We start from the raw sequence: 23348 nt of genomic DNA, 5'->3' as shown, positions 1-23348 counted from the left end.
TGTTGATCTCGCCCAGGAACTCGGCGACGAAGCGGTTGTCCGGCTTGTCGTAGACCTCGTCGGGCCTGCCTACCTGCAGCAATTTGCCATGGTTGAAGATGGCGACGCGCGACGACAGCGCCAGCGCCTCGCTCTGGTCGTGGGTGACGAAGACGAAGGTGGTGCCGGTCTCCTGGTGGAGGCGCTTCATCTCGGCCTGCATCTGGCCGCGCAGGCCCTTGTCCAGTGCCGAGAACGGCTCGTCGAGCAACAGCACGCCCGGCTCGAACACCAGTGCACGCGCCAGCGCCACGCGCTGTTGCTGGCCACCGGAAAGCTGCGACGGCAGCTTCTTCTCATGGCCCCTCAGCCCGACGCGCTCGATCATCTCGCCGACGCGGCGCTTGATCTCGGCGGCCGATTTCTTGCGCACCTTGAGCGGGAAAGCGATGTTAGCCTCGACCGACATATGCGGGAACAGCGCATAGCCCTGGAACACCATGCCGGCGGCGCGTTGCTCGGCCGGCCGCTCGGTGATGTCGACGCCGTCGCTGAACAGGCGGCCGTCGCTCGGTGGCACGAAACCGGCCAGGATCATCAGGAAGGTGGTCTTGCCCGAGCCGGATGGCCCAAGCAGGGTCAGGAATTCGCCGCGGCCGATATCGAGCGTCAGATTGTCCAGCGCTCGGAACGAGCCGAAGCTCTTGCCGATCCCGATTGCCTTGATCTCTGCGGCCCGGCCGGGTTGCTGCATCCTGCCTTTGTCCTCACGCTGAGGTAAATCGTAGGGCAGGGCGGCGGCTCACCGCAACCGAATAGTTTTCGTCGGATCGGCAAATTTGATTCATCTATGGCACCAATCTCCCCCTCACGATGGGGAGATGTCGCCGAAGGCGACAGAGGGGGGCGTGGCGCGTGAAGCGCCAACCTCCTCCGCAGCAGCAGGCCGAGCCCAGTCGGATCGACCCCTCTGGCCGCTTCGCGGCCATCTCCCCCCGAGGGTCCCCCGAGGGGGAGATTAGTGCCCCGCCTCAATACGTGGCCAGCCTGTTCTCAGACAGCTTCGCCCTTAGCCAGTCGCTGAAGGCATTGAGCACCGGATGGCTGGCCTTGGTGTGCTCGAAGACCAGGAAATAGGAGCGTGGTGAGGGGACCGACGCTTCGAAGGGCTTGACCAGCCGGCCTTCGCTCAACGCCCGGCGGCCGGTCAATTCGTCGCCCATGGCAATCCCCTGGCCGGCGATCGCCGCCGAAAAAACCAGGTTCATGTCGGAAAAGAAGATGCCGCCTTCGGTGTCGGGATTTTCGACTTTCGACAGCGCCAGCCAGCGCGCCCAGTCCTCGGTGTCGCCGAGATGGAGCAGATTGGCGCGCAGCACGTCGGCTGGCTTGGAAAATCCGCCGACCTTGTTGAGCAGCGTCGGACTGCAGAGCGGCGTGAAGAAGACTTCGCAAAGCAGCTCCACCGCCCGGTTCGGCCAGTTGCCGACGCCGAAGGCGATGAAGGCGTCGGCGTCGGGATTGCTGACGTCGTCCAGGCGTCGGGGCGTCAGGATGGAGAGCGCCACATCCGGATACATCTGCTGGAACTCACCGATATGGGTGCACAGGAACATCGAGGCGAAGCCTGGCGGGCAGGAGATTGCGAAGGAACCGCCGACGCCGGCGCCCCTGTTCTGGGTCACCGCGTCGCCAAGCACAGTCAGCGCCTTGCGGACATCGGCTGCGTATCGTTGGCCGCGCGGCGTCAGCGCCACGCCCTTGCCGATGCGCTGCAGGAGATCGAAGCCGAGGTCGCGTTCGAGCAGGCGAAGCTGGTGAGAGACAGCGCTGCGGGTGAGGTGCAGTTCGTCGGCGGCGCGCCAGACGCTGCCGTGGCGGGCAAAGCTGTCGAGAGCGCGCAGCGCCTGGGTGGACGGTATTCGCAAGAGGCCTCAGGTGAACCGAATTTGCATGAGCCGGGAAAACATATCACTTTCTTGCGAGGCGCTTCACTGCTTTCTTTGAGGAATGGAGAAACCGATGACCCCTGCTCAGGCGACCGCGCTTGCCTGTCTGGACGACATCCAGCCGCTATTGTCGGCATGGACGCGGATCATCTTCGATTTCGGCGAGACCGCCTGGCGCGAATACCAGTCCGCCGCCTGGTATGTCGAGCGGCTGAAATATGAGGGGTTCTCCGTCGAGGAAGGCTCGGGCGGCATGCCGACCGCTTTCTGCGCCCACTGGACCAACGGTGCTGGGCCTACCATCGGCATGTATGCCGAATATGACGCGGTGCCGGGCAATTGCCAGGATGCGACGACGGTGAAACGGCCGCGGCCAGGCCTCGGCGGCGAGGCCGGCGGCCACACCGACCCGCATTCGGGCCTTGGCATTGCCAGTCTTGGCGGCCTGCTGGCGGTGAAGGCGGCGATGCAGCGCCACGACATATCAGGCACGCTGCGCTTCACCGGCGAGCCGGCCGAGAAGGTGCGGGGATCGAAGCCGATCCACGCCGCCAAGGGCTATTATGACGGCCTTGCCGGCATGATCTCCTTCCACCCCTTCTACATGCTGCCGCTCTGCAACACGGCGCGCTGGGACACGCATTGCGGCGCCGCCTATGCGATGATCTATCGCTTTATCTGCGACGAACCCGAACATTGGGTTCGCGCAAGCGATGCGGCACCCATTCCGCAGGCGCATTCGGCGGTGCGGGCGCCCGGCGCCAACGACGCGCTTTTCATGATGTACATGGCGTCGAAAGCGCTGCGCGATTCCATGCTGCCGCATCAGGGCGGCTGGTCGATCAGCGAGGCGATCCTGACGGCGGGGCAGGCGACCGCCGACAATCTGCCGGCGGGGCTCGCCGAGATCCAGTACATGATCCGCGTGCCGACGCTTGCCATGGCCGAACAGGTGACCGCCGTGCTCGACCGCAACGCCGAGGCCGCCGCGAAAATGAGCGGCTGTCGTCACGAGCGGCACTGGGTGTCAAAGTCGCGGCCTGGACTCGCCAACCATGTCATGGCAACGATTGCCTTTGAGGCGCTGTCGGCGGTCGGGCCGCCGCACTGGGACGAGGCGGCCAAGACAATTGCCCGCGAAATACAGATCAATGCAGGCGGGGCGGCCAGCGAAGAGCCTTTTATCGAAGAACTGGAGCGGCTGATCGAGCCGCGTGAGGCGGAAGCCATCCTGCGCCGCGACCTGGCGCCGTCGCAGGTGAATTCGACGTCCGACGACTACACCGACATGTCCTGGCATACGCCCACGGCAAGGATCTATGTCGCCCGGCCGGCGCTGCGCTCGGAGAACGGCCATGCCTATCCAGCCTGGGCGATGAACGCGCTGGGCGGCATTCCCGAGACCATCGATCCGATGGTCACTTGCGCGGCGAAGACCGTCGCGCTCGCGGCACTGCGCCTGCTGGAAGACGAAGCTGCCCGCCAGGCGGCGGTGGATGAATTCGTCAACCGCACCGGCGGCGGCATCGGCGGGTCGAGCTGGATCGCGCCGCTCTGCGACTATCAACCGCCGACCGGCTTTCGCTGGCCGGAATATGTCACCACCCAGCGCGGGCGCGACTGGTGGATCCCAGGCAATCAATCACCCCATGCTGTCTCACGAGGAGAAACCCATGACCGTCCATGACCGCATCGTCGCAGAACCGTTTTCGTTGCAGCGCCGCAACCCGGCCGGCGGCACCAAGCCGCTGACCAACTGGGGCTTCGCCAATGAGACCGACGTGCTCACCGACGTGCTGCTCGGCTCGCCGAATTTCCTGCGCCATCTCTCGACCAGCTCGCTGTCGAGGAAGCACCTGCGCGAGGCGCCTTGCAACGTCCAGATCGCGCAGGCGCAGCACAAGGACCTGGTCGCCGCCTATGAGCATTTCGGCGTCAACATCCACTGGCACGAGCCGACGCCGGAACTGCCGATGCAGGTTTACTCCCGCGATTCCAGCGTCATGACGCCTTACGGCGTCATCATCACCGCCATGGCCAACTGGTGGCGGCGCGGCGAGAACTACGCGGCGATCCGCACCTATGAAAAACTCGGCATCCCGATCTACGACATGGTCACCGCCGGCACGTTCGAGGGCGGCGACTTCAACGTCATCGAGGAGGGCGTGGTGCTGATCGGCTGCGGCGGGGCGCGTACGCAAGAGGAGGGCGCCCGCCAGGTACAGTCCTGGTTCGACAAGGAGGGCTGGGAAACCCGCATCGCCTTCATCGACGAATATTACGTCCATATCGACCTGATGGTGGTGCCGATCGCCGAGAAGCTGACCGCCGTTTGCCTGGCCTGCACCGAGCCTGGCATCGTCGACTGGCTGAAGGGCAAGGGCCATGAGATCATCGACGTGCCGTTCCAGGACACGATGGCGCTCGGCTGCAACTTCATGTCGCTCGGCAAGGACCGGGTGATCGCGCCGACCTCGAGCCAGACGCTGATCGGCCAGCTCAAGGCGCGCGGCTTCGAGGTGGCGTCCGTCGACATGAGCGAGATCTCCAAGACCGGTGGTGGCATCCACTGCATGGCGCAGGCGCTGAAGCGCGAAGCGGCCTGAAAGGCAGTCACTCCCGCTTGCCTGCCGGGCCGCGATTGCGGTCCGACGCGTTGTTCCATTTTTCACAAGATGGACAACGCGTTTGATCGGTCCTACGGTTTGAGCCGAACCAGCGGAGATATTCGCGGCCCCAATGAACAAGGTCGATATCAGGAACAAGGGTAGCGACGAGCGCTCGACCGCCACCAGCCTTTTGCGGCTCGGCACACGATTGAAGCTCTCCCGGCAGACGCGTGGCCTGACCTTGAAGGCGCTTGCCGCCGCTGCCAATTGCTCGGAAAGCCTGCTTTCCAAGGTCGAGAACGGCAAGGTCTCGCCCTCGCTTCCCATGCTCCACAGGCTCGTCGAGGTGCTCGGCACGAACATCGGCTGGATGTTCGAGGAGTCCGACGGTGAGGAAGGCATAGTCTTCCGGGCCGGAGCGCGGCCGTTGATCGCACTCGATCCGCTTCGGCGCGGCGAGGGCATTTCGCTCGAGCGTGTCATTCCCTATTCGCCGGGCCACCTCTTGCAGTGCAACATCCATCATATCGAGGCGGGTGGTGAAAGCGCCGGCCCGATCCAGCATGCCGGCGAGGAAGTCGGTTATGTCCTGGAAGGTGCAATCGAACTGATGGTCGGTGAAAAGACGTTTCGCCTGTCTGCCGGCGATTCCTTCGTTTTCAATTCGGAACTGCCCCACTGGTACCGCAATGTCGGCGACGAACGCGCCAGCATTTTCTGGGTGAATACGCCAGCGACATTCTGATTCCGGCGAGGGGCCCGTTCCCTTCGTAGATGCTAATTCAAGTCACTTGACAAGAAATCAAGTATCTTGAATTATGGCCGGGCGCTCAGGCGCCAGGTGAGCCCGATCAAGGGCCTTTTCCGCAAAACCAAGGGGAACCGGAATGCGTCTTACCAAGATCCTTTCAGGCTGCGCCGCAGCCATCGCCATGACCCTCGCCCTCGGCTCCGCCTCCGCCTGGGCCGAGACCTATGCGCTCGTCACCATCAACCAGCAGGCGCTGTTCTTCAACCAGATCAATGACGGCGCCACGGCTGCCGCGAAGGCTGCCGGCGTCGACCTCGTCATCTTCAACGCCAACAATGTGCCGAGCGCGCAGAACGATGCGATCGAGAACTACATCACCCAGAAGGTCGACGGCATCATTCTCGTCGCCATCGATGTCAACGGTGTGAAGCCGGCGATCACCGCGGCCAAGGCCGCCGGCATTCCGGTGATTGCCATCGACGCGCAAATCCCGGATGGCGACAACGTCGCCTTCGTCGGCGTCGACAACACCAAGGCCGGCGAGGATATCGGTAAGTTCTACGCCGACTACGTCAAGGCCAATATGAACGGCACCGCGAAGATCGGCGTCGTCGGCGCGCTCAATTCGTACATCCAGAACCAGCGCCTCGACGGCTTCAAGAAAGCCGTCGCCGACAGCGGTGAGCAGGTCACCTTCCTCGACACAGTCGATGGCCAGAACGTGCAGGACGTCGCACTTTCGGCCGCCGAAAACCTGATGACCGCCAATCCCGACATGACGACGCTTTACGCTACCGGCGAGCCGGCTCTGCTCGGAGCAGTATCCGCCGTCACCAGTCAGGAACGCACCGGCGACGTCAAGGTGTTCGGCTGGGACCTGACCAAGTCGGCGGTGCAGGGCCTCGAGGAGGGCTGGGTGGTCGCCGTCGTCCAGCAGGACCCGGCCGGTGAAGGCAAGGCTGCAATCGAAGCCTTCGTCAAGCTCAAGAAGGGCGAGAAGATCGAGCCGATCATCAATGTTCCGATCACCATCGTGACCAAGGAAAATGTCGGCCAGTTCAAGGACATGTTCAAGTAATATCCTCCCCGGACCGCCGGGCCGCGCATCGACCTGATGGTTTTTGCGCAGCCCGGCGACCGATTGAACGTGTCGCCCAGAGAACTGGAACCATGATGAGCGATGGCGAGACCTACCGCGTCAGGATGACCGGTATTTCCAAACGGTACGGCCCTATCCAGACGCTGGATGATGTTTCGCTGAACCTGAGGCCTGGCGAGGTCCTCGGCCTGGTCGGCGACAATGGCGCCGGCAAATCCACCTTGAGCAAAGTCCTGTCCGGTGCGGTCATTCCGGATTCCGGTACCATCGAGATCGACGGCGAGGTGGTGTCTTTTTCATCGCCGGCCGATGCCCGCGCCGCCCGGGTCGAGATGGTCTACCAGGACCTTTCGCTCTGCGACACGGTGGATGTGGCGGGCAATCTCTTCCTCGGCCGCGAGCCGCGTCGCCAAATTCTCGGCGTGCCCTTCCTCGACAACAAGCGCATGCATGGCGAGACGCGCCAGATGCTCGACCGGCTCGGCATCGTCATTGCCGATACAAGGCTCAAGGTCGAAAACCTCTCCGGCGGCCAGCGCCAGTCGATTGCCATCGGCCGCGCTGCTTCTTTCGATCCTTCGGTGCTGATCATGGACGAGCCGACGGCCGCCCTGGCGGTGGCGGAAGTCGAGGCGGTCCTGGAACTGATCCGCGCCGTCAGCGCACGTGGTGTCAGCGTCATCCTCATCACCCACCGCCTGCAGGATCTGTTCCTGGTCTGCGACCGCATCCAGGTCATGTACGAAGGCCGCAATGTCGCCGAACGAAAGATCGGCGACACCAGCATCGAGGAGGTCGTCAACCTGATCGTCGGCCGCAAGTTCGTTGCGCGTTCGGCGCGCGCCAGCCGTGATGAGGCAGCGCAGCCATGAACGTAACCTCGTCTTCCGCCGGCGCCGGCGCCTCTCACCCCAAACGCGCCCACAACAGCACGTGGCGGGATATGGCGACAGCCAATGGCAGCGTCGTCTCCATCGCGCTGTTCTTCATCGTCGTCTGCGTGGTCTTCTCGCTGACCACCGGTTCCTTCCTGACGACGCCCAACCTGTTGAACATCGTGCGCCAGTCCGCGCCGCTGCTGATCGTTGCGGCGGCGATGACCTTCGTCATCACCACAGGCGGTATCGACCTCTCGGTCGGCTCCGTGCTGGCGCTGACGGCGACGCTGTCGGCCGTCTTGCTGCAGGCCGGCCTGCCGTGGCCGCTCGTCGTCGTGGCCATGCTGGCGCTTGGCGCCGCGATCGGCGCATTGCAGGGCTTCTTCATCGCCTATGAACGGATACCGGCCTTTATCGTCACGCTTGCCGGGCTCTCCGTCATTCGCGGGGTGGCGCTGCTGATCACCGGCGGCTATTCGATCCCGGTCGAGCCGACGAGCTTTTTCGTCAACATCGGCAGGGCATGGTTTCTCGGTGTGCCGGTACCGGCGCTGCTCGCCCTTGTTGTCCTGATCGTCGCCTATCTCGCCTTCAATCAGACGCCGTTCGGCCGCTACGTGACCGGCATCGGGGCCAACACCGAGGCCGTGCGTCGCGCCGGTGTCGATACGCGCTTCATGACGCTCTTCGTCTACATCCTGTCGGGCATGGCCGCGGCGGTGGCCGGCATCATTCTCGCCGCCCGGCTCGGTTCCGGCTCATCGAATGCCGGCCAGGGTTTCGAGCTCGATGTCATCGCCGCCGTGGTGCTTGGCGGCACCAGCCTGTTCGGCGGGCGCGGCACGATCGTCGGCACCGTGCTCGGCGCGTTGACCGTCGCGGTCATCGGCAACGGCCTGATCCTGGCGCATATGTCGCCCTTCCTCACGCCGATCGTCACCGGCACAATCATCCTCGTTGCCATCTGGCTGAATTTCCGTCTGTTCAAGGGCGCGACGCGGAGCCGCTGACATGGATCATCTGTTCAAAGACAAGCCAATCAAGGACAGGCCGGGGGAACGGGCGCCGATCGGTGTCCGTTCCGGCATGGTTATGACCGTCACCGGCCCGGTTGCGATCGCCGATATGGGCGTGACGCTGATGCATGAGCACATCCTGCTCGACGGCGCGACATCGTGGAAATGCCCCTGCCATCCCGATGAGAAGAAGATCGCCGAGCAACCGGTCAGCATGGAGATCATCGGCGAGTTGCGGATGAACCCCTATATGAACCGCGACAACGTCTCGCTCGACGACAGCGACCTGGCACTTTCGGAACTGGCGAAATACCGGGCGCTCGGCGGCCATACCGTGGTCGATGCGACCAATATCGGCATTGGCCGCGATCCGGCGAAGCTGGCGCGCATCGCCCGCGTCTCGGGACTGCGGATCGTCATGGGGACAGGCTTTTATCTGCAGCACACCCACCCCGACTGGCTGAAGGCGATGGACGTCGACGAGGTCACCGAATTCCTGGTCAACGATGTCGGCGGCGGCGCGACGCAGCCCGACATCATGGCCGGCATCATCGGCGAGGTCGGTGTCAGCAAGGATTTCACCGATGAAGAGCGCAAGTCGCTGCGCGCTTCGGCCCGCGCGGCGAAAATCACCGGTGTGCCGCTGACCATCCATCTGCCCGGCTGGGAACGGCTGGCGCATGATGTGCTCGACGTGGTCGAGGCGGAAGGCGCCGATCTCAGGCATACGGTGCTGTGCCATATGAATCCGAGCCACAACGATCTCACCTATCAGAAAAGCCTCGCCGCGCGCGGCGCCTTCCTGGAATACGACATGATCGGCATGGATTTCTATTATGCGGACCAGGATGCGCAATCGCCTTCCGACGAGCAGAATGCTCAGGCAATCCGCTCGCTGATCGACATGGGTCTGATCGACCGGCTTCTGCTGTCGCAGGACGTCTTTTTGAAGATCATGCTGACGCGCTTCGGCGGTTTCGGCTACGGCTTCATTCTGAAGCATTTCGTGCCGAGATTAAAGCGCCACGGCGTCGAGCAGCCGGCAATCGACCGCATGCTCGTCGACAACCCAAAGACCGTGTTCGCCGCGAGCCTCTAAACGGCGGATCAATTCGACATAGGAGTAAACATGTCCAGGAAGAAGGTTCTTCTCGCAGGTGAATCCTGGGTCTCGACCGCGACCCATATCAAGGGCTTCGACCAGTTTCCGACCGTGACCTATCATACCGGCGCCGACGAACTGCTGGCCGCGCTGAAGGACAGCCCGTTCGACGTCACCTTCATGCCGGCGCATGAGGCGCAGCGGAATTTCCCCCAGACCATGGAGGCGCTTTCGGCCTATGACGCGGTCGTGCTTTCCGATCTCGGCGCCAACACGCTGCTGCTTCATCCCGACACCTGGATCCATTCCAGGCCGACGCCGAACCGGCTGCGCCTGTTACGCGACTATGTCGGCAATGGCGGCGGCCTGCTGATGTTCGGCGGCTACTACAGCTTCCAGGGCATCAATGGCGGCGCGCGTTATCACAAGACGCCGGTCGAGGAGGTTCTGCCTGTCTCCTGTCTGCCGGTGGACGACCGCGTCGAGGTCCCGGAGGGCTATGCGCCGGTCGTTGTCGGCCCGCAGAGCCATCCGATTCTCAAGGGCCTGGGCACGGATTGGCCGATCCTGCTCGGCTTCAACGAGGTCACGGTCAAGGACGGTGCGGAGGTGCTCGCCACCGTGTCTTCCGACTACCGTTCGCTGCCGCTGCTGGTGACCGGCAAATACGGCAAGGGCCGCACCGTCGCCTGGACCTCGGATGTCGGCCCGCACTGGCTGCCGCCGGACTTCATCGCCTGGAGCGGTTACAAGACGCTGTTCGAACAGATGCTGGGCTGGGCAACGGCCAGGGACTAGCCATGCGCGTCCATGTCGTCGGCAATGTCTGCGTCGATACGACGTTTCGGCTGGACCGGTTTCCGGCGGCGGGCGAGACGCTGAACGCGTCGGAACATTCCGATGGCCTTGGCGGCAAAGGTGCGAACCAGGCGGTGGCCGCGGCGCGCACCGGAGCCGATGTCCGTTTCCATGCGGCGATCGGCAATGATGCGGCCGGCGCATGGATAAGGGAGCAGTTGAGCCGCGATCTCGACGTCCGTCACCTGACGACGCTGCCGCTGCCCAGCGACCGTTCGACGATCATGGTCGATGCGCGCGGCGAGAACCTTGTCGTCACCGGCGCCAGTTGCGCCACCACTTTCGATCCCCTGGCAGACAGCGGCTTCGTGCGCTCGATCGAACGCGGCGACATCGTGGTGATGCAGGGCAACCTTCACCCCGATGCAACGACGGCCTGTCTGCGCACGGCGCGCGCGGCGGAAGCCTTGACGATCTTCAATCCGAGCCCGCTCGCGGCCGGTCATGCACCAGATCTGACCGTCAGCGTCGTTGTCGCCAATGCGGGTGAGGCGGCGCAACTGACCGGCGCCAGCGATCCTGCGGCCGCGGTCCGCGAATTGATCCGTCAAGGTTCCGGCGCCGCGATCGTGACGCTTGGGGCGGATGGCTGCCTGGTTGCCGACAGCAAGGGACGGATCGAACAGATCACGGCGCCCAAGGTGGCCGTGGTCGACACCAGCGGTGCCGGTGATGTCTTTTGCGGCTGCCTAGCCGGCTGTCTTGCAGCTGGCTTCGGCCTCGCTGCCGCGGCGCGGATCGCGGTGCGTGCTGCTGCCATCTCGGTCGGGCGTGCCGGCACGCTCGAGTCCTGCCCCGACAGGCGGGAGATGAAAATACTCATGGCAACGACGGAAACGGAAACGGCATGACACAATCCCCCAAACCCAGTGGCCCCAAACCTGTCGGCCCCAAACCTGTCGGCCAAGTCGCGGATGATGTGCTGCAATCGATCTTCGGCAGGAGCAAGGTGGTGATCGGCGTCGTTCATCTCGCCCCCCTGCCGGGCGTCCCGCGTTACAATGGCGAGGCGGTCGAGGCCATCTATCAACGCGGCCTCGACGACGCGAAAGCCTATCTGCATGGCGGTTGCGACGGCGTGATCGTCGAAAACCACGGCGACGTGCCGTTTGCCAAACCCGATGATATCGGGCCCGAAACCTCCGCCTATATGTCCGTCGTTTCCGATCGGATTCGCAGGGAGTTTGGCCGGCCGATCGGCATCAATGTGCTCGCCAATGCCGCCATTCCGGCGCTGTCGATCGCCAGCGCCTCGGGTGCTGCCTTCGTCCGCGTCAATCAATGGGCCAACGCCTATGTCGCCAATGAGGGCTTTATCGAAGGCGAAGCAGCGCGTGCCATGCGGTTCCGCGCCAAACTTCGGGCCAACGGCATCCGCATCTTCGCCGATGCCCATGTCAAGCATGGGGCACATGCGATCGTCGGCGACCGGCCGGTTGAGGAACAGGTCAAGGATCTGGTGTTCTTCGATGCTGATGCGGTGATTGCGACCGGCCAGCGCACCGGCCACGCCGCCGACCTCGGTTACATCAGGATGATCAAGGACGCCGCCGGGCTGCCGACGCTTGTCGGCAGCGGTGTTACGCCCGACAACGTCAACGACATTCTCGACATCGTCGACGGCGTCATCGTCGCCAGTTCGCTGAAATATGACGGGGTCTGGTGGAACCAGGTTGAACCGCGGCGGGTGAACGCCTTCATCCGCGGCCTCAAGCGATGAGTTTGCAGCCGGAGATCGACGGCGAGAGATTGCTCGGGCGGCTAAATGCGTTCGCCCGGATCGGCGCGACGCCGGCCGGGGGCGTCAACCGGCAGGCATTGAGCGCCGAGGACCGCAGCGCCCGGCGCCTGCTCGCGGAACTGGCGCTCGAACGGGGGTTCGCGGTTTTTCAGGACGGCATGGCGAACCTCTTCATCCGCCGCGAGGGCTCGGATGCCACGCTTCCGCCGCTGCTGATCGGCAGTCACCTTGACAGCCAGCCGACCGGAGGGCGCTTCGATGGTGCGCTGGGTACGCTTTCCGCCTTCGAAGCACTCGAAGCCCTAGAGGACGCGAAGGCGCAAACCCGAATGCCGATCGAGGTCGTCGCCTGGACCAATGAAGAGGGCAGCCGCTTCGCGCCGGGCGTCATGGGTTCGATGGCATTCGCCGGTGCCGATACCGCCGCATGGAAATCCACTGTCGGCAGCGACGGCGCGTCCCTGGCAAAGGAACTCGAGGCGACGATCGCCGCCTTGCCGGAGGCGGCCCAGCGACCGACCGGCATGCCGATATCGGGTTATATCGAGCTCCATATCGAACAGGGACCGTCACTGGAAAAGGAGCGGATCTCCATCGGTGTCGTCACCGCCGTCCAGGGCACGCGTTGGCTGGAAGTCTCTATTCAGGGCACCGCGGGTCACGCAGGTACGACCGGTCTTGCATACCGTAGGGATCCGATGGTTGCCGCCGTTGCGGCGATGCACAGGCTGCAGGCAACGATCATGCCCCTTGACGCCGACGCACGGCTGACAGTGGGCCGGATCACGGCTCAGCCAGGGTCGATAAACGCGATACCGCAATCGGTGATCTTCACCGCCGACCTCAGGCATCCGCAACCGGAACGGCTCGATGCCATCGAGGCCGAGCTGCGCGAGGTCTGCGCGGCGGAAGCCGAGGCCCAGGATTGCACGGCAATGATCAGGCGATCGTTCGATATGCCCGGGGCAGCATTTTCGCCCGATATGATCGACGTCGTCGAAGAAGCCGTCAATTCCCTGCGGCTGCCGCACAAGCGGATGATATCGGGTGCTTTCCATGACGCGCTCTTCATCGCCCGCGTGGCGCCGGCCGCAATGATCTTCGTGCCGTGCCGCGACGGGCTCAGCCATAATGAGGCCGAATATGTCGAGCCGGCTCATGCAGTCACCGGTGCGCGGGTCCTACTGCAGGCGGCCATCGTGGCGGCCTCGCCACGCGAATTGCTACGATGAATTATTGCAAGCGCTCCTGTGTCGCTCCAGCGCCACAGGCATAATCGTGGTGCCTTCATCGACGAGCACTATGTCCATATCGACCTGATGGTGGCGCCGATCGCCGAGAAACTCACCGCCGTCCGCCTCGCCTGCACCGAGCCCGGCATCGTCGAGAGGATTCAGCCCTGCGCGGTCAAAAGATTTGCATCGCGGGCCAGCCGCCACTCACCATCCGCTTCCTTGCGCAGGAGCGTCAGCGTATATCCCGATTGATGCACCGGCTTCCCGTCCGGCGGCGTCGCGGTCATATCGATGCGACCGCGAATGAAGGCCCAGTTGCCGAGAAGCTGCAGTTCCACGATCTCGTTCGTGCCGTCGATATGGACGCCGGCCGTCTCCCGCGCGGCCGCCGCGAAGATCTCCTTGTCGAAGGGCTCCCGGCCAGGAACCATGAAGATCGCGTCGTCCGTCATCAAGCTCAGCACGGTCGCGGTGTCTCCACGCTTGCTCGCATCCATCCACGTCTCGACCAGCTTTCGGATTGCCTTTTCATCGTCCGTCATCGTTACCTCTTCGGGTTTGAATTCTCCTCGTCACCTTGTCGTCAGAAAGTGATCTTCACCGAAGCGGCGCTGCGCTCGGCTGGTCCGTGATAGACGGCCTCGATGTTGTTGCCGTCGGGATCGAGCAGGAAGGCGGCATAGTAGCCGGGGTGATAGGGCCGCTCGCCCGGTGCGCCGTTGTCCGTGCCGCCGGCCTCGAGCCCGGCCTTGTAGAAGGCGTCGACCATCGCGCGGTCCCTGGCCTGGAAGGCAAGGTGGTGGCGTCCGGTCAGCTTGCCCAGGGCCGCCCGGCTGTCGGCGCTCGAGACGAACAGTTCGTCGGCCCAGAAATAATCCTCGGCGCTGCCGCCGATCGGAATATCGAGCACCTTGAGAACCGCCTCGTAGAAGCGGCGGCTGGCCTTGAGATCCCTGACCACCAGCTGGAGGTGGTCGATGAGACGGCCGCGATGAAGTTCCTGGGTTGCCATGCCTGCTGCCTCCTCCTGGTCGCAAAGGTTGGAAATCTAGCTTCGAACAGTGCATCGTCAATGCAAAGGGGCAATTGAATCGCGCCTTCGCGCCGACTGGATAAAAATGCAACCGGATTGTCGGGTTTCATGCAGCGACATCGTCCTTCGGACGCAAGCAGCGCGACGAAGCTCAAAAAGGTCGCGCCGTGCCCTAATGATCTCGGGAGAAAAGCATGAGCCTTTCCTATCGTTGGGTCATCGTCGCGGCAGGTGCCGTGATGACCTGTGTCGCGCTCGGCGCGATGTTCTCGCTGGCGATCTTCCTCGAACCGATGGCGCTCGACACAGGCTGGTCGCGCGCCGGCATATCGAGCGCGATGACGCTGAACTTCCTGGTGATGGGTCTCGGCGGTTTCGCCTGGGGCGCGGTCTATGACCGCCTCGGCGCCCGCCCCGTGGTGCTGGCCGGCGGGGTGCTGCTCGGCCTAGCGCTGGTGGTGGCGAGCCGCGCCGGCTCGCTTCTCGTCTTCCAGTTGAGCTACGGCGTGATCGTCGGGCTAGCGGCAAGCGCCTTCTTCACGCCGATGATCGCGCTGACCGCCGCCTGGTTCGACACCAACCGCAGCCTGGCCGTTTCCCTGGTCTCGGCCGGCATGGGCGTTGCGCCGATGACGATCTCGCCCTTCGCGCAATGGCTGATCACGACCTATGACTGGCGCACCGCCATGTTCGACATCGGCGTGATGGCGTGGGTGCTGCTATTGCCGGCGGTCCTTCTGGTGCGTCAGCCGCCGGCGCCAGCCGCTGACACCGACGCCTCAGGGCCGGTCGCCGAGGGCGCCGGAATGTCGGTGCGCCAGGCGCTGCTGTCGCCGCAATTCATCGTTCTGGGGCTGACCTTCTTTGCCTGCTGCGCGGCGCATTCAGGGCCGATCTTCCATATGGTGAGCTATGCCATGCTGTGCGGCATAGCGCCGATGGCGGCGGTCTCGATCTACAGTGTCGAAGGCCTGGCCGGCCTGGGCGGCCGGCTGCTGTACGGCGTGCTTGCCGACCGGCTGGGCGTCAAGCCGGTGCTGATCGCGGGGCTGGCGATCCAGGCCGTGGTGATCGCGGCCTATCTCGCGGTCAGCGAGCTTGGTCAGTTCTACACGCTCGCCGTGATCTTCGGCGCCACCTATGGCGGCGTGATGCCGCTCTATGCGGTGCTGGCGCGCGAGTATTTCGGCCAGCGCATCCTCGGTACGGTGTTCGGCGCTGCAACCATGCTGTCCAGCCTCGGCATGGCCTTCGGGCCGCTCGCCGGCGGCATGGTGTTCGACGCCTACGCCAACTATTCCTGGCTGTTTATCGGCTCGGCCCTTGTCGGGCTTGGTGCGGTGGGGATAGCGATCGCCTTCCCGCCATTGCCGCGCAAGGAGTTGCAGCCGGCGTAGAGTGAGTGGAAAAGCGGCCGCTTGGATCGCAAGCGGCCGCGACGTTTACCGCTACGAACAACATTCGGCGACTATGCCGGCGCTGGCGCGATCCCTTCAACTGCTATGATACGCGTCCTGGCACTGCGAAAGCGGATTGCCTTCAGGCGCTCATATTCCGGCGAGTCGTACCAGGCGGCCAGCGAAGCCATGTCGGGAAATTCGATAATGACCAGGCGATGCGGCTCCCAGTCGCCTTCAAACACCCTGGTTGTGCCGCCCCGCGCGAGATAGCGGCCGCCATGGCGCTCCTCGGTGGCCGGGACCTCGCGCCTGTATTGTTCGAATACGGCCGCGTCGGTGATATCGACATCGGCGATAAGATACGCTGCCATCGGTGTCTCCTCCCTCTTGGCAAGCTGTGCACCGTCCTGAATTCCTCTTCCACATTGTAGGTTCGACACCGGGCCACCGGAGTCGGCGAAGCGTCCTTTCCCTGGCCGCGGGCGGCCACCAAAATACTACCAGACCTGTGCTCCGCCCCCAGGATTCCGTCCTGACCGGCAACCGGCGTGCTGCACTGCAGCACGTTCGCGTTAACCGAAGGCGGGCAAGATCTGGACGCAGAACACAAAAAACCCGCAAATTTGGCCATTTTTTGCACATTTCGCGGACTGCGCCTCACGCAACTATTTCAACAGGTGCTAATATTTTGTGTTGCGGTGCACCATTGCTCTCCTATTCTCGCTGGGGCCCTGGTTTGCGGGAAGAGGCTTTCCTCTCGCCGGCAGGTTTGGTCGCCTGGAGGTCTGATGCAGCGTTGTGTTGACGCAGACAGCAATTTTGCCCGCCATTTGGCGGGCCTTGTGGCTGGGGACGGCGGAGAGCCGTTCGATCGCTCCGCGCAAGCCTCCAATTGGCGATTTCGGAGATATCCCGCCGGCGGGGGCGGCTGATGAGACGCGACACGCAACTGGATGCGCTGCGGGCCATCGCCGTGACGATGGTGATGTATTCGCATTTCTTCGCGGCGGGAGGGTCTTCCTTCTGGGGCCACATCGGCGTGCGACTGTTCTTCGTGCTGAGCGGCTTTTTGATCACGCGCCTGCTTCTGGAGGCTCGCGCGGCCGCTGAATTCGAAGCTTGGCCCGCCCTGAAGTCCTTCTATGTCAGGCGGGCGCTGCGGATATTCCCTCCTTATTTCGCCGTGCTGGGTTTCGTCTGGCTGGTGGACCTGGACCAATCCAGGGGATCGCTGGCCTGGCATGCGCTTTATCTGTCGAATTTCTGGTTCGCGCTGCGCAATGAATGGACGCCCTGGGTGCTTGCCCATCTCTGGAGTCTGAGCATCGAGGAGCAATTCTATATCGTCTGGCCGTTGATTGTCCTGCTGGCGCCACGCCGGCGCCTCGGGGCGATCTGCATCGGCGTCATCCTGCTGTCGCTGTCCTATCGCTTCTATTGGCCGATCACCGGCGCTCCCAGCCTCGCGCGCGACCTGCTGCCGCCAGCATCGATGGACGCGCTGGCGGCGGGTGCGCTGCTTGCCGTCCACCGAACCGGAACCGCTCAACTGCCGCAATGGCTGCGGCTTGGCTGGCCGGGGTTTGCGGCTGCGTTTTTTGTCTTGCAGTGGTTTATCCCGACGCCGACGGATTCGGTACACGAATGGGGCCGCTGGCTGCTGCTGGAAGTCCTGCCTCTCGCGCCGCTCGTGGCGGTCGTCGCCAGCTGTTCGCTGGGTCTCGGCGGTTACCGCGGGAGGCTTCTCGACCTGCCGCCGCTGCTGGCCCTCGGCCGCATCAGCTATGGCGTCTATCTCTACCACGCAATAGTCCTGTCGCTTGCCGTCAAGTCCCAGCCCTGGATACCTGTCAACGTCTCGGAGCAAGGGCTGGGGCGATTCCTGGTAGCGGGAACGGCGACCCTCATCGTGGCCTCAGTCTCGTGGCTGCTTTTCGAAAAGCCGCTCAACAGCCTCAAGCGCCACTTTCCCTATGTCGCTCCGAGGGCCGCGGCTGCCATCCGGGAAGGCGCTGCCATCCGGGAAGGCGCCGCCATACGGGAAGGTGTCAACGCAAACGATATCGGGTGGTTCGGAAGGACAGCACGGGCCCGTTTCAGTGGCCCGCTCGATAATCGCACACCACCCTTGGCAGGCGACCTCCCGCGAACGGATCGGGGCTGACCATGGCTGCTCCCTTGGTGTCCGTTCTACTGCCGATCCATAATGCCGGACCCTATCTGGCTGCCGCGCTCGGCAGCATTCTGCGGCAGGACTACGATCGCCTGGAGATCATCGCGATCGATGACGGCTCGACGGACAATTCGCTGCAGATCCTGCAGAATTACTGCAAATCTGACAATCGCATCTCCGTCATCTCACGAGAAAACCGCGGCCTCATCGCAACCCTGAATGAAGGGTTGGCAGTGGCGCGGGGCGAACTGGTTGCCCGGATGGACGCCGACGATGTCGCCTATCCCTGGCGCCTGTCGCGTCAGGTCGCATTCTTCAACCAGCGGCCTGAGCTCGCTTTGTGTGGTGCGGGCGTCGACTTCCTGCTGGGCAGCCGCATCGTAAAGGGTCCGCCCGATCCGGTGCTTCAGGAAAATCTCCTGCGTGTATTGTCGATGTTCTTTACTATATTCATGCACCCGACCGTGGTTTATAATAGGAATGTCATAAAAGACGGCGATCTATATTATGACGATAGCTACAAGCACGCCGAGGATTTCGATCTCTTCAGGCGGCTTGCCAACCAGTACCCTACGTCGATGATCCCCGAAAATCTGATCGCCTATCGCATCCATGGCGACAGCGTGACCAACCGGCACAAGCAGGAAATGCGACGGACGCATCTGAAGATCGTGGCCGAGAATCTCGAGCGGGAAGGTCTGGCGCAAAGGACGCGAGAGCTGCGCGACATCGGCGATGCTGTCTCGACGGAGACGGTGCGCCGGGCCGCCGAATGGCTTCTGGCACTGGAAGAGAGGATTTCCCGACTGCCAGCGCAAACGCGGCCGAGCTTCGAGGCCGGCGCGCTGAACCTGTTCTATTTCCTTTACCAACTTATAGGCGACGAGATGCAACCGCTGTTGACGCACGAATTCCTGACGCGGACCGCAAAATGGGACCTCATTCGGCGCCGCGAGCGCTATGGATTGCGTGCAGGCGCCTACGCGCCGTGGTTCAGTCTCGTCTCGATGTCGGCCACCAGGCAGGTGGACGCCTTGTCACGATATTTGCAGTCGGTGCCGGCCGCTACGGTTCTGCCTTCGCTTGGGGTGACCTAGAATGACCATCAAATCCCCTCAACTTCTCCCGCACAATCGCTCGACGATGCTTGCGCCCATTTCGATCGATCCCCGGTCGCATAGACCGGCCCCAGAGGTCAGCTTCATCGTCTGTACACGCGACCGCGTCGCGGTACTCGAGGCTTGTATCAAGTCGATCCAACTTGCGTGCCGCGCCCATCCTGCCTTCGCGGCCGAACTCGTGGTTGTCGACAACGGCTCGAGCGACCGCACGGCGGAACGACTGGCCAGTATCGCCGACATGTCGGACATCCCATTCACGGCAGTTTGCGACCCACGACGCGGATTGGCGGCTGCCCGCAACGCCGGACTGGAGCGCGCGCGCGGCCGTGTGCTGGTGTTCGTTGATGATGATTGCGCGGTCCATAGGGATTATCTGCGCGATCTGCAGCGACACTATGCGACCGGGGAGCGGGTCATACGCGGCGGCCGCGTCGAGATCGGCGATGCCAGGGATCTGCCGTTCACGATCAAGCGGTCGCCGGTCCGCGAGCGTCTGACCCCCGATGTTCATCCTGGCGGCTTTGTGCTCGGCTGCAACATGACCATGCATCGCGATGTCGCGGCTCGTATCGGGCATTTCGATGAACGGTTCGGGGCGGGCGGCCCGCTGCGCTCCGCTGAAGATACAGACTACCTTGTGCGAGCGGTCCTGCTCGGTATCCCGGTCGAATATGTACCCGACATGACAATTTTCCATCATCACGGCCGGCGCGATCGCAAGGCAATCGAAAAGCTCCACCGGGACTACAGCCTGGGCAATGGTGGGCTTTGCCTGAAACATGTTCGCGCAGCGCCCTGGCTGCTTCGCCATTTCTACTGGGCCGCGCGGTCAGCCTTGCGGGAATTGGTGAATGGTCCCCGGTTCGATCACGAACTCAAGCTGTCGCACTGGCCGATCGTCGGGATGAATATGCTCGGTGCGGCCAAATTCGCGGTTCTTTTGGTGGCGAGGTGGCCGGAGGCGGCGCAAGTGCGGCAGGATCAACAAGCAAATGCCGAGGCAAGGTAAAACGCTGCAATGCGATTGATGCCGCCAAGCCTGCCGATGCTGAGCCGCGCGCTTGGAAGGAAGCAGTTGCGCCTGCTTCCCGCCGTGGTCGTGCTTGGTCTTGTCAGCGCTGCCCTCGAAGGATTCGGCATAGGCCTGATCATCCCCCTGCTGGGCATCATCATGGGGCAGGGGGATCAAGCCGGAATGGCCGGCTTCTCCGCCGTCTTCCAGCACGTCGGATCTAATCTGAGCGAGCGCGACCGGCTGATCGTTATTTCGGTCGCCATCCTCGGTTCGATCGTGCTGAAGAACGTCTTTGCCTTCGCCAACACGCTGCTGACGACCTTCATCTACGGCAAGGCCAGTCATGCGATCCGCAGCGCGCTTTCGGAGCGGCTGTTGCGGGTCGGCTACCCCTTCTTCCTGCAGCAGAGTCCTGGCCGGCTGCTCAACATCATCTCCAACGAATCCTGGCGGGCATCGGATGCGATCCAGATCATGCTGGCGGCGATCGTCAGCGCGTCGGCGGCAATCATCCTGCTTGTTTTTCTGCTGCTGCTTTCGTGGCAGATGACACTGCTTGTCACGCTGGGACTGGCGCTGGTCCAGATCGCGCACGCCGTTCTGTCGGCCAATCTGAAAGCGCCCAGCCGCAGCGTCGCCTCCCGCAACAGCGATCTCGCCTCGCAAATGCTCCATCTCGTGCATGCCGGGCGTCTGATCCGCATTTTCGGCCAGGAGGCGCGTGAGAAAGCGGTGTTCGACCAGGCATCGGACGCGGTCCGCCGCGCTGCTTTCGTCCTGCTCACCCGCCAGGGCGCGTTGCCGCCGATGACCGAGGTGCTGCACGCGATGCTGTTTCTGGCGGTGGTGATCGGCGCCTGGTTCGCTGGCGTGAGCTTCCCGCTGATCGTCGCGTTTGTCATCCTGCTCTACAGGCTGCAGCCGCACATGCGGGCCTTGCAGATGTCCTGGAGCCAGTTGCAGGGCTTGAGCGGGTCGCTTGAGGAGGTTCAGTGGATGCTGGATCCGTCCGACAAGCCCCTGCCTCCGCAAGGGAGCGGACCGTTCCAAGGCCTGCATCAGGGGATCAGCTTCGACGACGTGACGTTTACCTATTCCGGCGCCGACCAGCGCGCGACGGTGCTGCACGCGGCGACGTTCAACATTCGCAGCGGCCGCTCGACGGCGCTGATCGGTCGCTCGGGTGCCGGCAAGACGACCATCGTCAATCTTCTGTGCCGCTTCGTTGAGCCGGACGCCGGCAGAATTCTCGTGGATGGATCGCCACTGAACCAGATCGATCCCAGCCAGTGGAGGAAGCATATTGCATTGGCGAGCCAGGAACTGGAACTGGTGGACGGCAGCATTTTTGAAAACATAGTCTATGGGCAGGAGACGGCCTCGGCCGCCGACGCCGAGCGCGCTGCAAGACTGGCCGAAGCGCATGAGTTCATCGAACATCTGCCGCAGGGCTACGAGACGGTGGTTGGCTACAGGGGCGTCAATCTGTCAGCGGGCCAGAGACAGCGGATCGCGCTGGCCAGAGCGCTGGTGCGCGATCCCGCTATCCTCATTCTCGACGAGGCCACCAACGCTGTGGACGGATTGTCGGAAGCGGCAATCGTCGAGACGCTGAAGTCGAGGGCGGGCCGCCGCACGACCATAGTCATCAGCCATCATCACAGCACCATCTCGTTCTGCGACGACGTGGTGATCCTGAGCCACGGGCGTGTGAAAAAGCAGGCGCCTTTCGCCGCGCTGGCGACGCTGAGCATGGATGAACTCTACCAGCACGAGCCGCTGGAGTGATGAGCCGTGGTTCGGCCGCGGGCAAAAGCTGGTGCATGTCGCGCAAAACCACTGCGCACGTTTTGCGCGACATGCATCAGTTCGAGGATTTGCGGCGCGGCAAAGGCGCGGGGTGACGCTGCTCGAGCGCTGCCGCCGCCGCTTCGCGACCGGTTGCCCGCAACCGCTTCAGGTATCCAGGAAGCTCACCGCGGCAATGGAACGGTCCACCTTCGCGCATGACCGTCACCAGCGGATCGACATCGGTATCGCTCTTGATGGTCATCTCCGTGCGCCAGTCCTCCAGATAACGGTTCGCATGGGCGACAATATCGGGGCGCGATGCGGACAGGTCGTTCTGCTCGTGCGGATCCTCGCTCAGGTTGAAGAGGGTGACCGGGCCGAAGTCCTTGTAGCCGTCGTGATAGGTGCGCAGCATCAGCCAGTCGACGCCTTCGAGGCGGAAGCGCGCGCCGCGCTGCACCGCCCACGCGCCCTGGCTCAGCACCAGGAAATCGCGTCCGCCATCCTGGCCGTCGGCGAGCGCCGCGGCGAAGGAGCGACCGTCCCACAGCGCCGGCACCGTGCCGCCGAGGCGGTCGATCAGCGTCGCCGCCCAGTCGAAATGGTAGTGCAGGCCATTGTTGACGCCGCGAAGATCCCCGGCGCCGGGCCAACGGATGACGAGCGGTACGTTGCAGGTGAATTCGTCGGCGGTCTGGTGATCGCCCCAGATGTTGAGTTCGCCGAGATTCTCGCCGTGATCGGCGCCGATGACGATGATCGTCTTGTCGAACAGATCCTGCCGCTTCAATTCCTCGATGATCAGGCCAAGGTGATGGTCGGCATAGAGGATGCCGGTGTCATAGCCGTCGACCCAGCTCTTGACGTCGGCCATGCCGGCGATCGGCGCCGGCATGCGGCGCCATTTCGATCCGCCGGGGGCGACATCGAATCCGGACGGCTCCTGCGGGCTGTGCGGACCGTAACCGGCATGGGATTTCTCGAACACCGCCTCAGTCATCCAGTCCGGCATGGGCTCGTCGGCGAAGGGGTCGCCGAATGCGTCAGGCGCGCGGTAGGGCGTGTGCGGATCCCAGACGTTGACGTGCAGGAACCACGTCTTTGCGGAGCCGTTGCGCTTCAGCCAGTCCAGCGCCAGCGCCGACACCTCGTCGGCGTTCTCCATGCCGGCCTTGCCCGGATTGATGATCTCGTTGAAGCCGGCATACCAGTGCCAGCAGCCGTGCCGCTCGCCGAAGCTGGAGATGGTCGTGGTGTGGTAACCGAGGTCGCGCAGCGCGCGCATCCAGCCTTCCTCGTAAAAGGTTCCGGCCCAGGCCCGCTCCGGTCCTTCGCGAAACGGCTCGCAGGCGGTGCCGCCATGGCCGACGACGCCGGTCCTCATGCCGTGGCGGCCGCTCCACAGCGCCGTGCGCGAGGGATGGCACGGAACGTCCGACACATAGACATTTTCAAAGCGGATGCCGTCCCTGGCCAGGCTGTCGATGATTGGCGAGGTGTTGCGGTGGTAGCCGTAGCAGCCGAGATGGTCGCGCCTCAGGCTGTCGATGTCGATGTAAAGGACGTTCATGGGGGAGGCGGTCATTGGGTACTCTTTT

The 23348-nt window shown here is 63.5% G+C and carries 22 protein-coding genes and 1 pseudogene; 17 read left to right on the top strand and 6 right to left on the bottom strand.

Annotation, left to right across the window (positions count from 1 at the left end; genetic code table 11):
* Together CN311_RS06725 and CN311_RS06720 are read right to left on the bottom strand one after the other, a co-directional pair.
* A partial coding sequence (locus CN311_RS06725; protein ID WP_097572550.1) for an ABC transporter ATP-binding protein occupies positions 1 to 733 on the bottom strand: 733 nt, incomplete at its 3' end.
* A gap of 277 nt (positions 734 to 1010) precedes the next feature.
* Positions 1011 to 1907: a LysR substrate-binding domain-containing protein gene (locus CN311_RS06720; protein ID WP_097572549.1), complete on the bottom strand. Its 897-nt coding sequence runs from the start codon at positions 1905 to 1907 to the stop codon at positions 1011 to 1013.
* A 94-nt stretch (positions 1908 to 2001) separates the two neighbouring features.
* Here CN311_RS06720 and CN311_RS06715 point away from each other — a divergent pair, with 94 nt between their 5' ends.
* The 12 genes and pseudogenes from CN311_RS06715 to CN311_RS33745 form a co-directional block, all read left to right on the top strand.
* Positions 2002 to 3615, top strand: coding sequence for a zinc-binding metallopeptidase family protein (locus CN311_RS06715; RefSeq protein ID WP_097572556.1), 1614 nt, complete (start codon positions 2002 to 2004; stop codon positions 3613 to 3615).
* On the top strand, positions 3602 to 4534 hold the full coding sequence (locus tag CN311_RS06710) for a dimethylarginine dimethylaminohydrolase family protein (RefSeq protein WP_097572548.1): 933 nt from the start codon (positions 3602 to 3604) through the stop codon (positions 4532 to 4534). Before CN311_RS06715 ends, CN311_RS06710 begins: the two co-directional genes overlap by 14 nt.
* A 133-nt stretch (positions 4535 to 4667) precedes the next feature.
* Positions 4668 to 5282 (top strand): cupin domain-containing protein, encoded by a 615-nt coding sequence (locus CN311_RS06705; RefSeq protein WP_097572547.1) that lies wholly within the window; start codon positions 4668 to 4670, stop codon positions 5280 to 5282.
* Between the two features lie 142 nt (positions 5283 to 5424).
* Positions 5425 to 6366: an ABC transporter substrate-binding protein gene (locus CN311_RS06700; protein ID WP_097572546.1), complete on the top strand. Its 942-nt coding sequence runs from the start codon at positions 5425 to 5427 to the stop codon at positions 6364 to 6366.
* Positions 6367 to 6458: 92 nt separating this feature from the next.
* Positions 6459 to 7259 carry an ATP-binding cassette domain-containing protein gene (locus CN311_RS06695; RefSeq protein WP_425351052.1) on the top strand — a complete coding sequence of 267 codons (801 nt, stop codon included), beginning with the start codon at positions 6459 to 6461 and terminating at the stop codon, positions 7257 to 7259.
* Entirely contained in the window at positions 7256 to 8275 is a 1020-nt protein-coding gene (locus tag CN311_RS06690) for an ABC transporter permease (protein WP_097572545.1), read from the top strand. Before CN311_RS06695 ends, CN311_RS06690 begins: the two co-directional genes overlap by 4 nt.
* A 1-nt stretch (position 8276) precedes the next feature.
* Entirely contained in the window at positions 8277 to 9380 is a 1104-nt protein-coding gene (locus tag CN311_RS06685; RefSeq protein WP_097572544.1) for a phosphotriesterase family protein, read from the top strand.
* A gap of 30 nt (positions 9381 to 9410) precedes the next feature.
* A complete protein-coding gene (locus CN311_RS06680; RefSeq protein ID WP_097572543.1) occupies positions 9411 to 10181 on the top strand; it encodes a glutamine amidotransferase in 771 nt (256 codons plus the stop codon).
* A 2-nt stretch (positions 10182 to 10183) separates the two neighbouring features.
* On the top strand, positions 10184 to 11092 hold the full coding sequence (locus tag CN311_RS06675; RefSeq protein ID WP_097572542.1) for a ribokinase: 909 nt from the start codon (positions 10184 to 10186) through the stop codon (positions 11090 to 11092).
* Positions 11089 to 11961, top strand: a complete 873-nt coding sequence (locus CN311_RS06670; RefSeq protein ID WP_097572541.1) for a BtpA/SgcQ family protein — start codon at positions 11089 to 11091, stop codon at positions 11959 to 11961. Before CN311_RS06675 ends, CN311_RS06670 begins: the two co-directional genes overlap by 4 nt.
* Positions 11958 to 13214, top strand: a complete 1257-nt coding sequence (locus CN311_RS06665; protein WP_097572540.1) for a Zn-dependent hydrolase — start codon at positions 11958 to 11960, stop codon at positions 13212 to 13214. Before CN311_RS06670 ends, CN311_RS06665 begins: the two co-directional genes overlap by 4 nt.
* 45 nt (positions 13215 to 13259) lie before the next feature.
* A pseudogene (locus CN311_RS33745) lies at positions 13260 to 13370 on the top strand (dimethylarginine dimethylaminohydrolase family protein); the annotation flags it as partial.
* A 5-nt stretch (positions 13371 to 13375) separates the two neighbouring features.
* On the opposite strand, the gene CN311_RS06660 reads toward CN311_RS33745, so the two are convergent.
* Both CN311_RS06660 and CN311_RS06655 read right to left on the bottom strand, forming a co-directional pair.
* On the bottom strand, positions 13376 to 13759 hold the full coding sequence (locus tag CN311_RS06660; protein ID WP_097572539.1) for a YybH family protein: 384 nt from the start codon (positions 13757 to 13759) through the stop codon (positions 13376 to 13378).
* A 41-nt stretch (positions 13760 to 13800) separates the two neighbouring features.
* Positions 13801 to 14229, bottom strand: coding sequence for a VOC family protein (locus tag CN311_RS06655; protein WP_097572538.1), 429 nt, complete (start codon positions 14227 to 14229; stop codon positions 13801 to 13803).
* A 215-nt stretch (positions 14230 to 14444) separates the two neighbouring features.
* Between CN311_RS06655 and CN311_RS06650 the strand changes: the two genes are divergently transcribed.
* Positions 14445 to 15647 (top strand): MFS transporter, encoded by a 1203-nt coding sequence (locus CN311_RS06650; protein ID WP_097572537.1) that lies wholly within the window; start codon positions 14445 to 14447, stop codon positions 15645 to 15647.
* 71 nt (positions 15648 to 15718) lie between these two features.
* Here the strand turns inward: CN311_RS06650 and CN311_RS06645 are convergent, their stop codons facing one another.
* Complete coding sequence (locus tag CN311_RS06645; RefSeq protein ID WP_097572536.1) at positions 15719 to 16021, bottom strand: DUF1330 domain-containing protein; 303 nt, start codon at positions 16019 to 16021, stop codon at positions 15719 to 15721.
* A 560-nt stretch (positions 16022 to 16581) separates the two neighbouring features.
* Between CN311_RS06645 and CN311_RS06640 the strand changes: the two genes are divergently transcribed.
* The 4 genes from CN311_RS06640 to CN311_RS06625 are packed head-to-tail and all read left to right on the top strand — an operon-like array spanning position 16582 to position 21747.
* Complete coding sequence (locus tag CN311_RS06640) at positions 16582 to 17814, top strand: acyltransferase family protein (protein ID WP_097572535.1); 1233 nt, start codon at positions 16582 to 16584, stop codon at positions 17812 to 17814.
* A gap of 2 nt (positions 17815 to 17816) precedes the next feature.
* Positions 17817 to 18920, top strand: coding sequence for a glycosyltransferase family 2 protein (locus tag CN311_RS06635; RefSeq protein WP_097572534.1), 1104 nt, complete (start codon positions 17817 to 17819; stop codon positions 18918 to 18920).
* 46 nt (positions 18921 to 18966) lie between these two features.
* Positions 18967 to 19953 (top strand): glycosyltransferase family 2 protein, encoded by a 987-nt coding sequence (locus tag CN311_RS06630; protein WP_245440754.1) that lies wholly within the window; start codon positions 18967 to 18969, stop codon positions 19951 to 19953.
* A 9-nt stretch (positions 19954 to 19962) separates the two neighbouring features.
* On the top strand, positions 19963 to 21747 hold the full coding sequence (locus CN311_RS06625; protein ID WP_097572532.1) for an ABC transporter ATP-binding protein: 1785 nt from the start codon (positions 19963 to 19965) through the stop codon (positions 21745 to 21747).
* 76 nt (positions 21748 to 21823) lie between these two features.
* On the opposite strand, the gene CN311_RS06620 is transcribed toward CN311_RS06625, so the two are convergent.
* Positions 21824 to 23320, bottom strand: coding sequence for a sulfatase family protein (locus CN311_RS06620; RefSeq protein ID WP_097572531.1), 1497 nt, complete (start codon positions 23318 to 23320; stop codon positions 21824 to 21826).
* Between the last annotated feature and the right edge of the window lie 28 nt (positions 23321 to 23348).

Origin of the sequence: Mesorhizobium sanjuanii, assembly GCF_002529485.1 — a bacterium.
Taxonomy (GTDB): Bacteria; Pseudomonadota; Alphaproteobacteria; order Rhizobiales; family Rhizobiaceae; genus Mesorhizobium; species Mesorhizobium sanjuanii.
The sequence above is the reverse complement of the archived record's forward strand: the minus strand, read 5'-3'. Positions and strand labels throughout refer to the sequence as shown.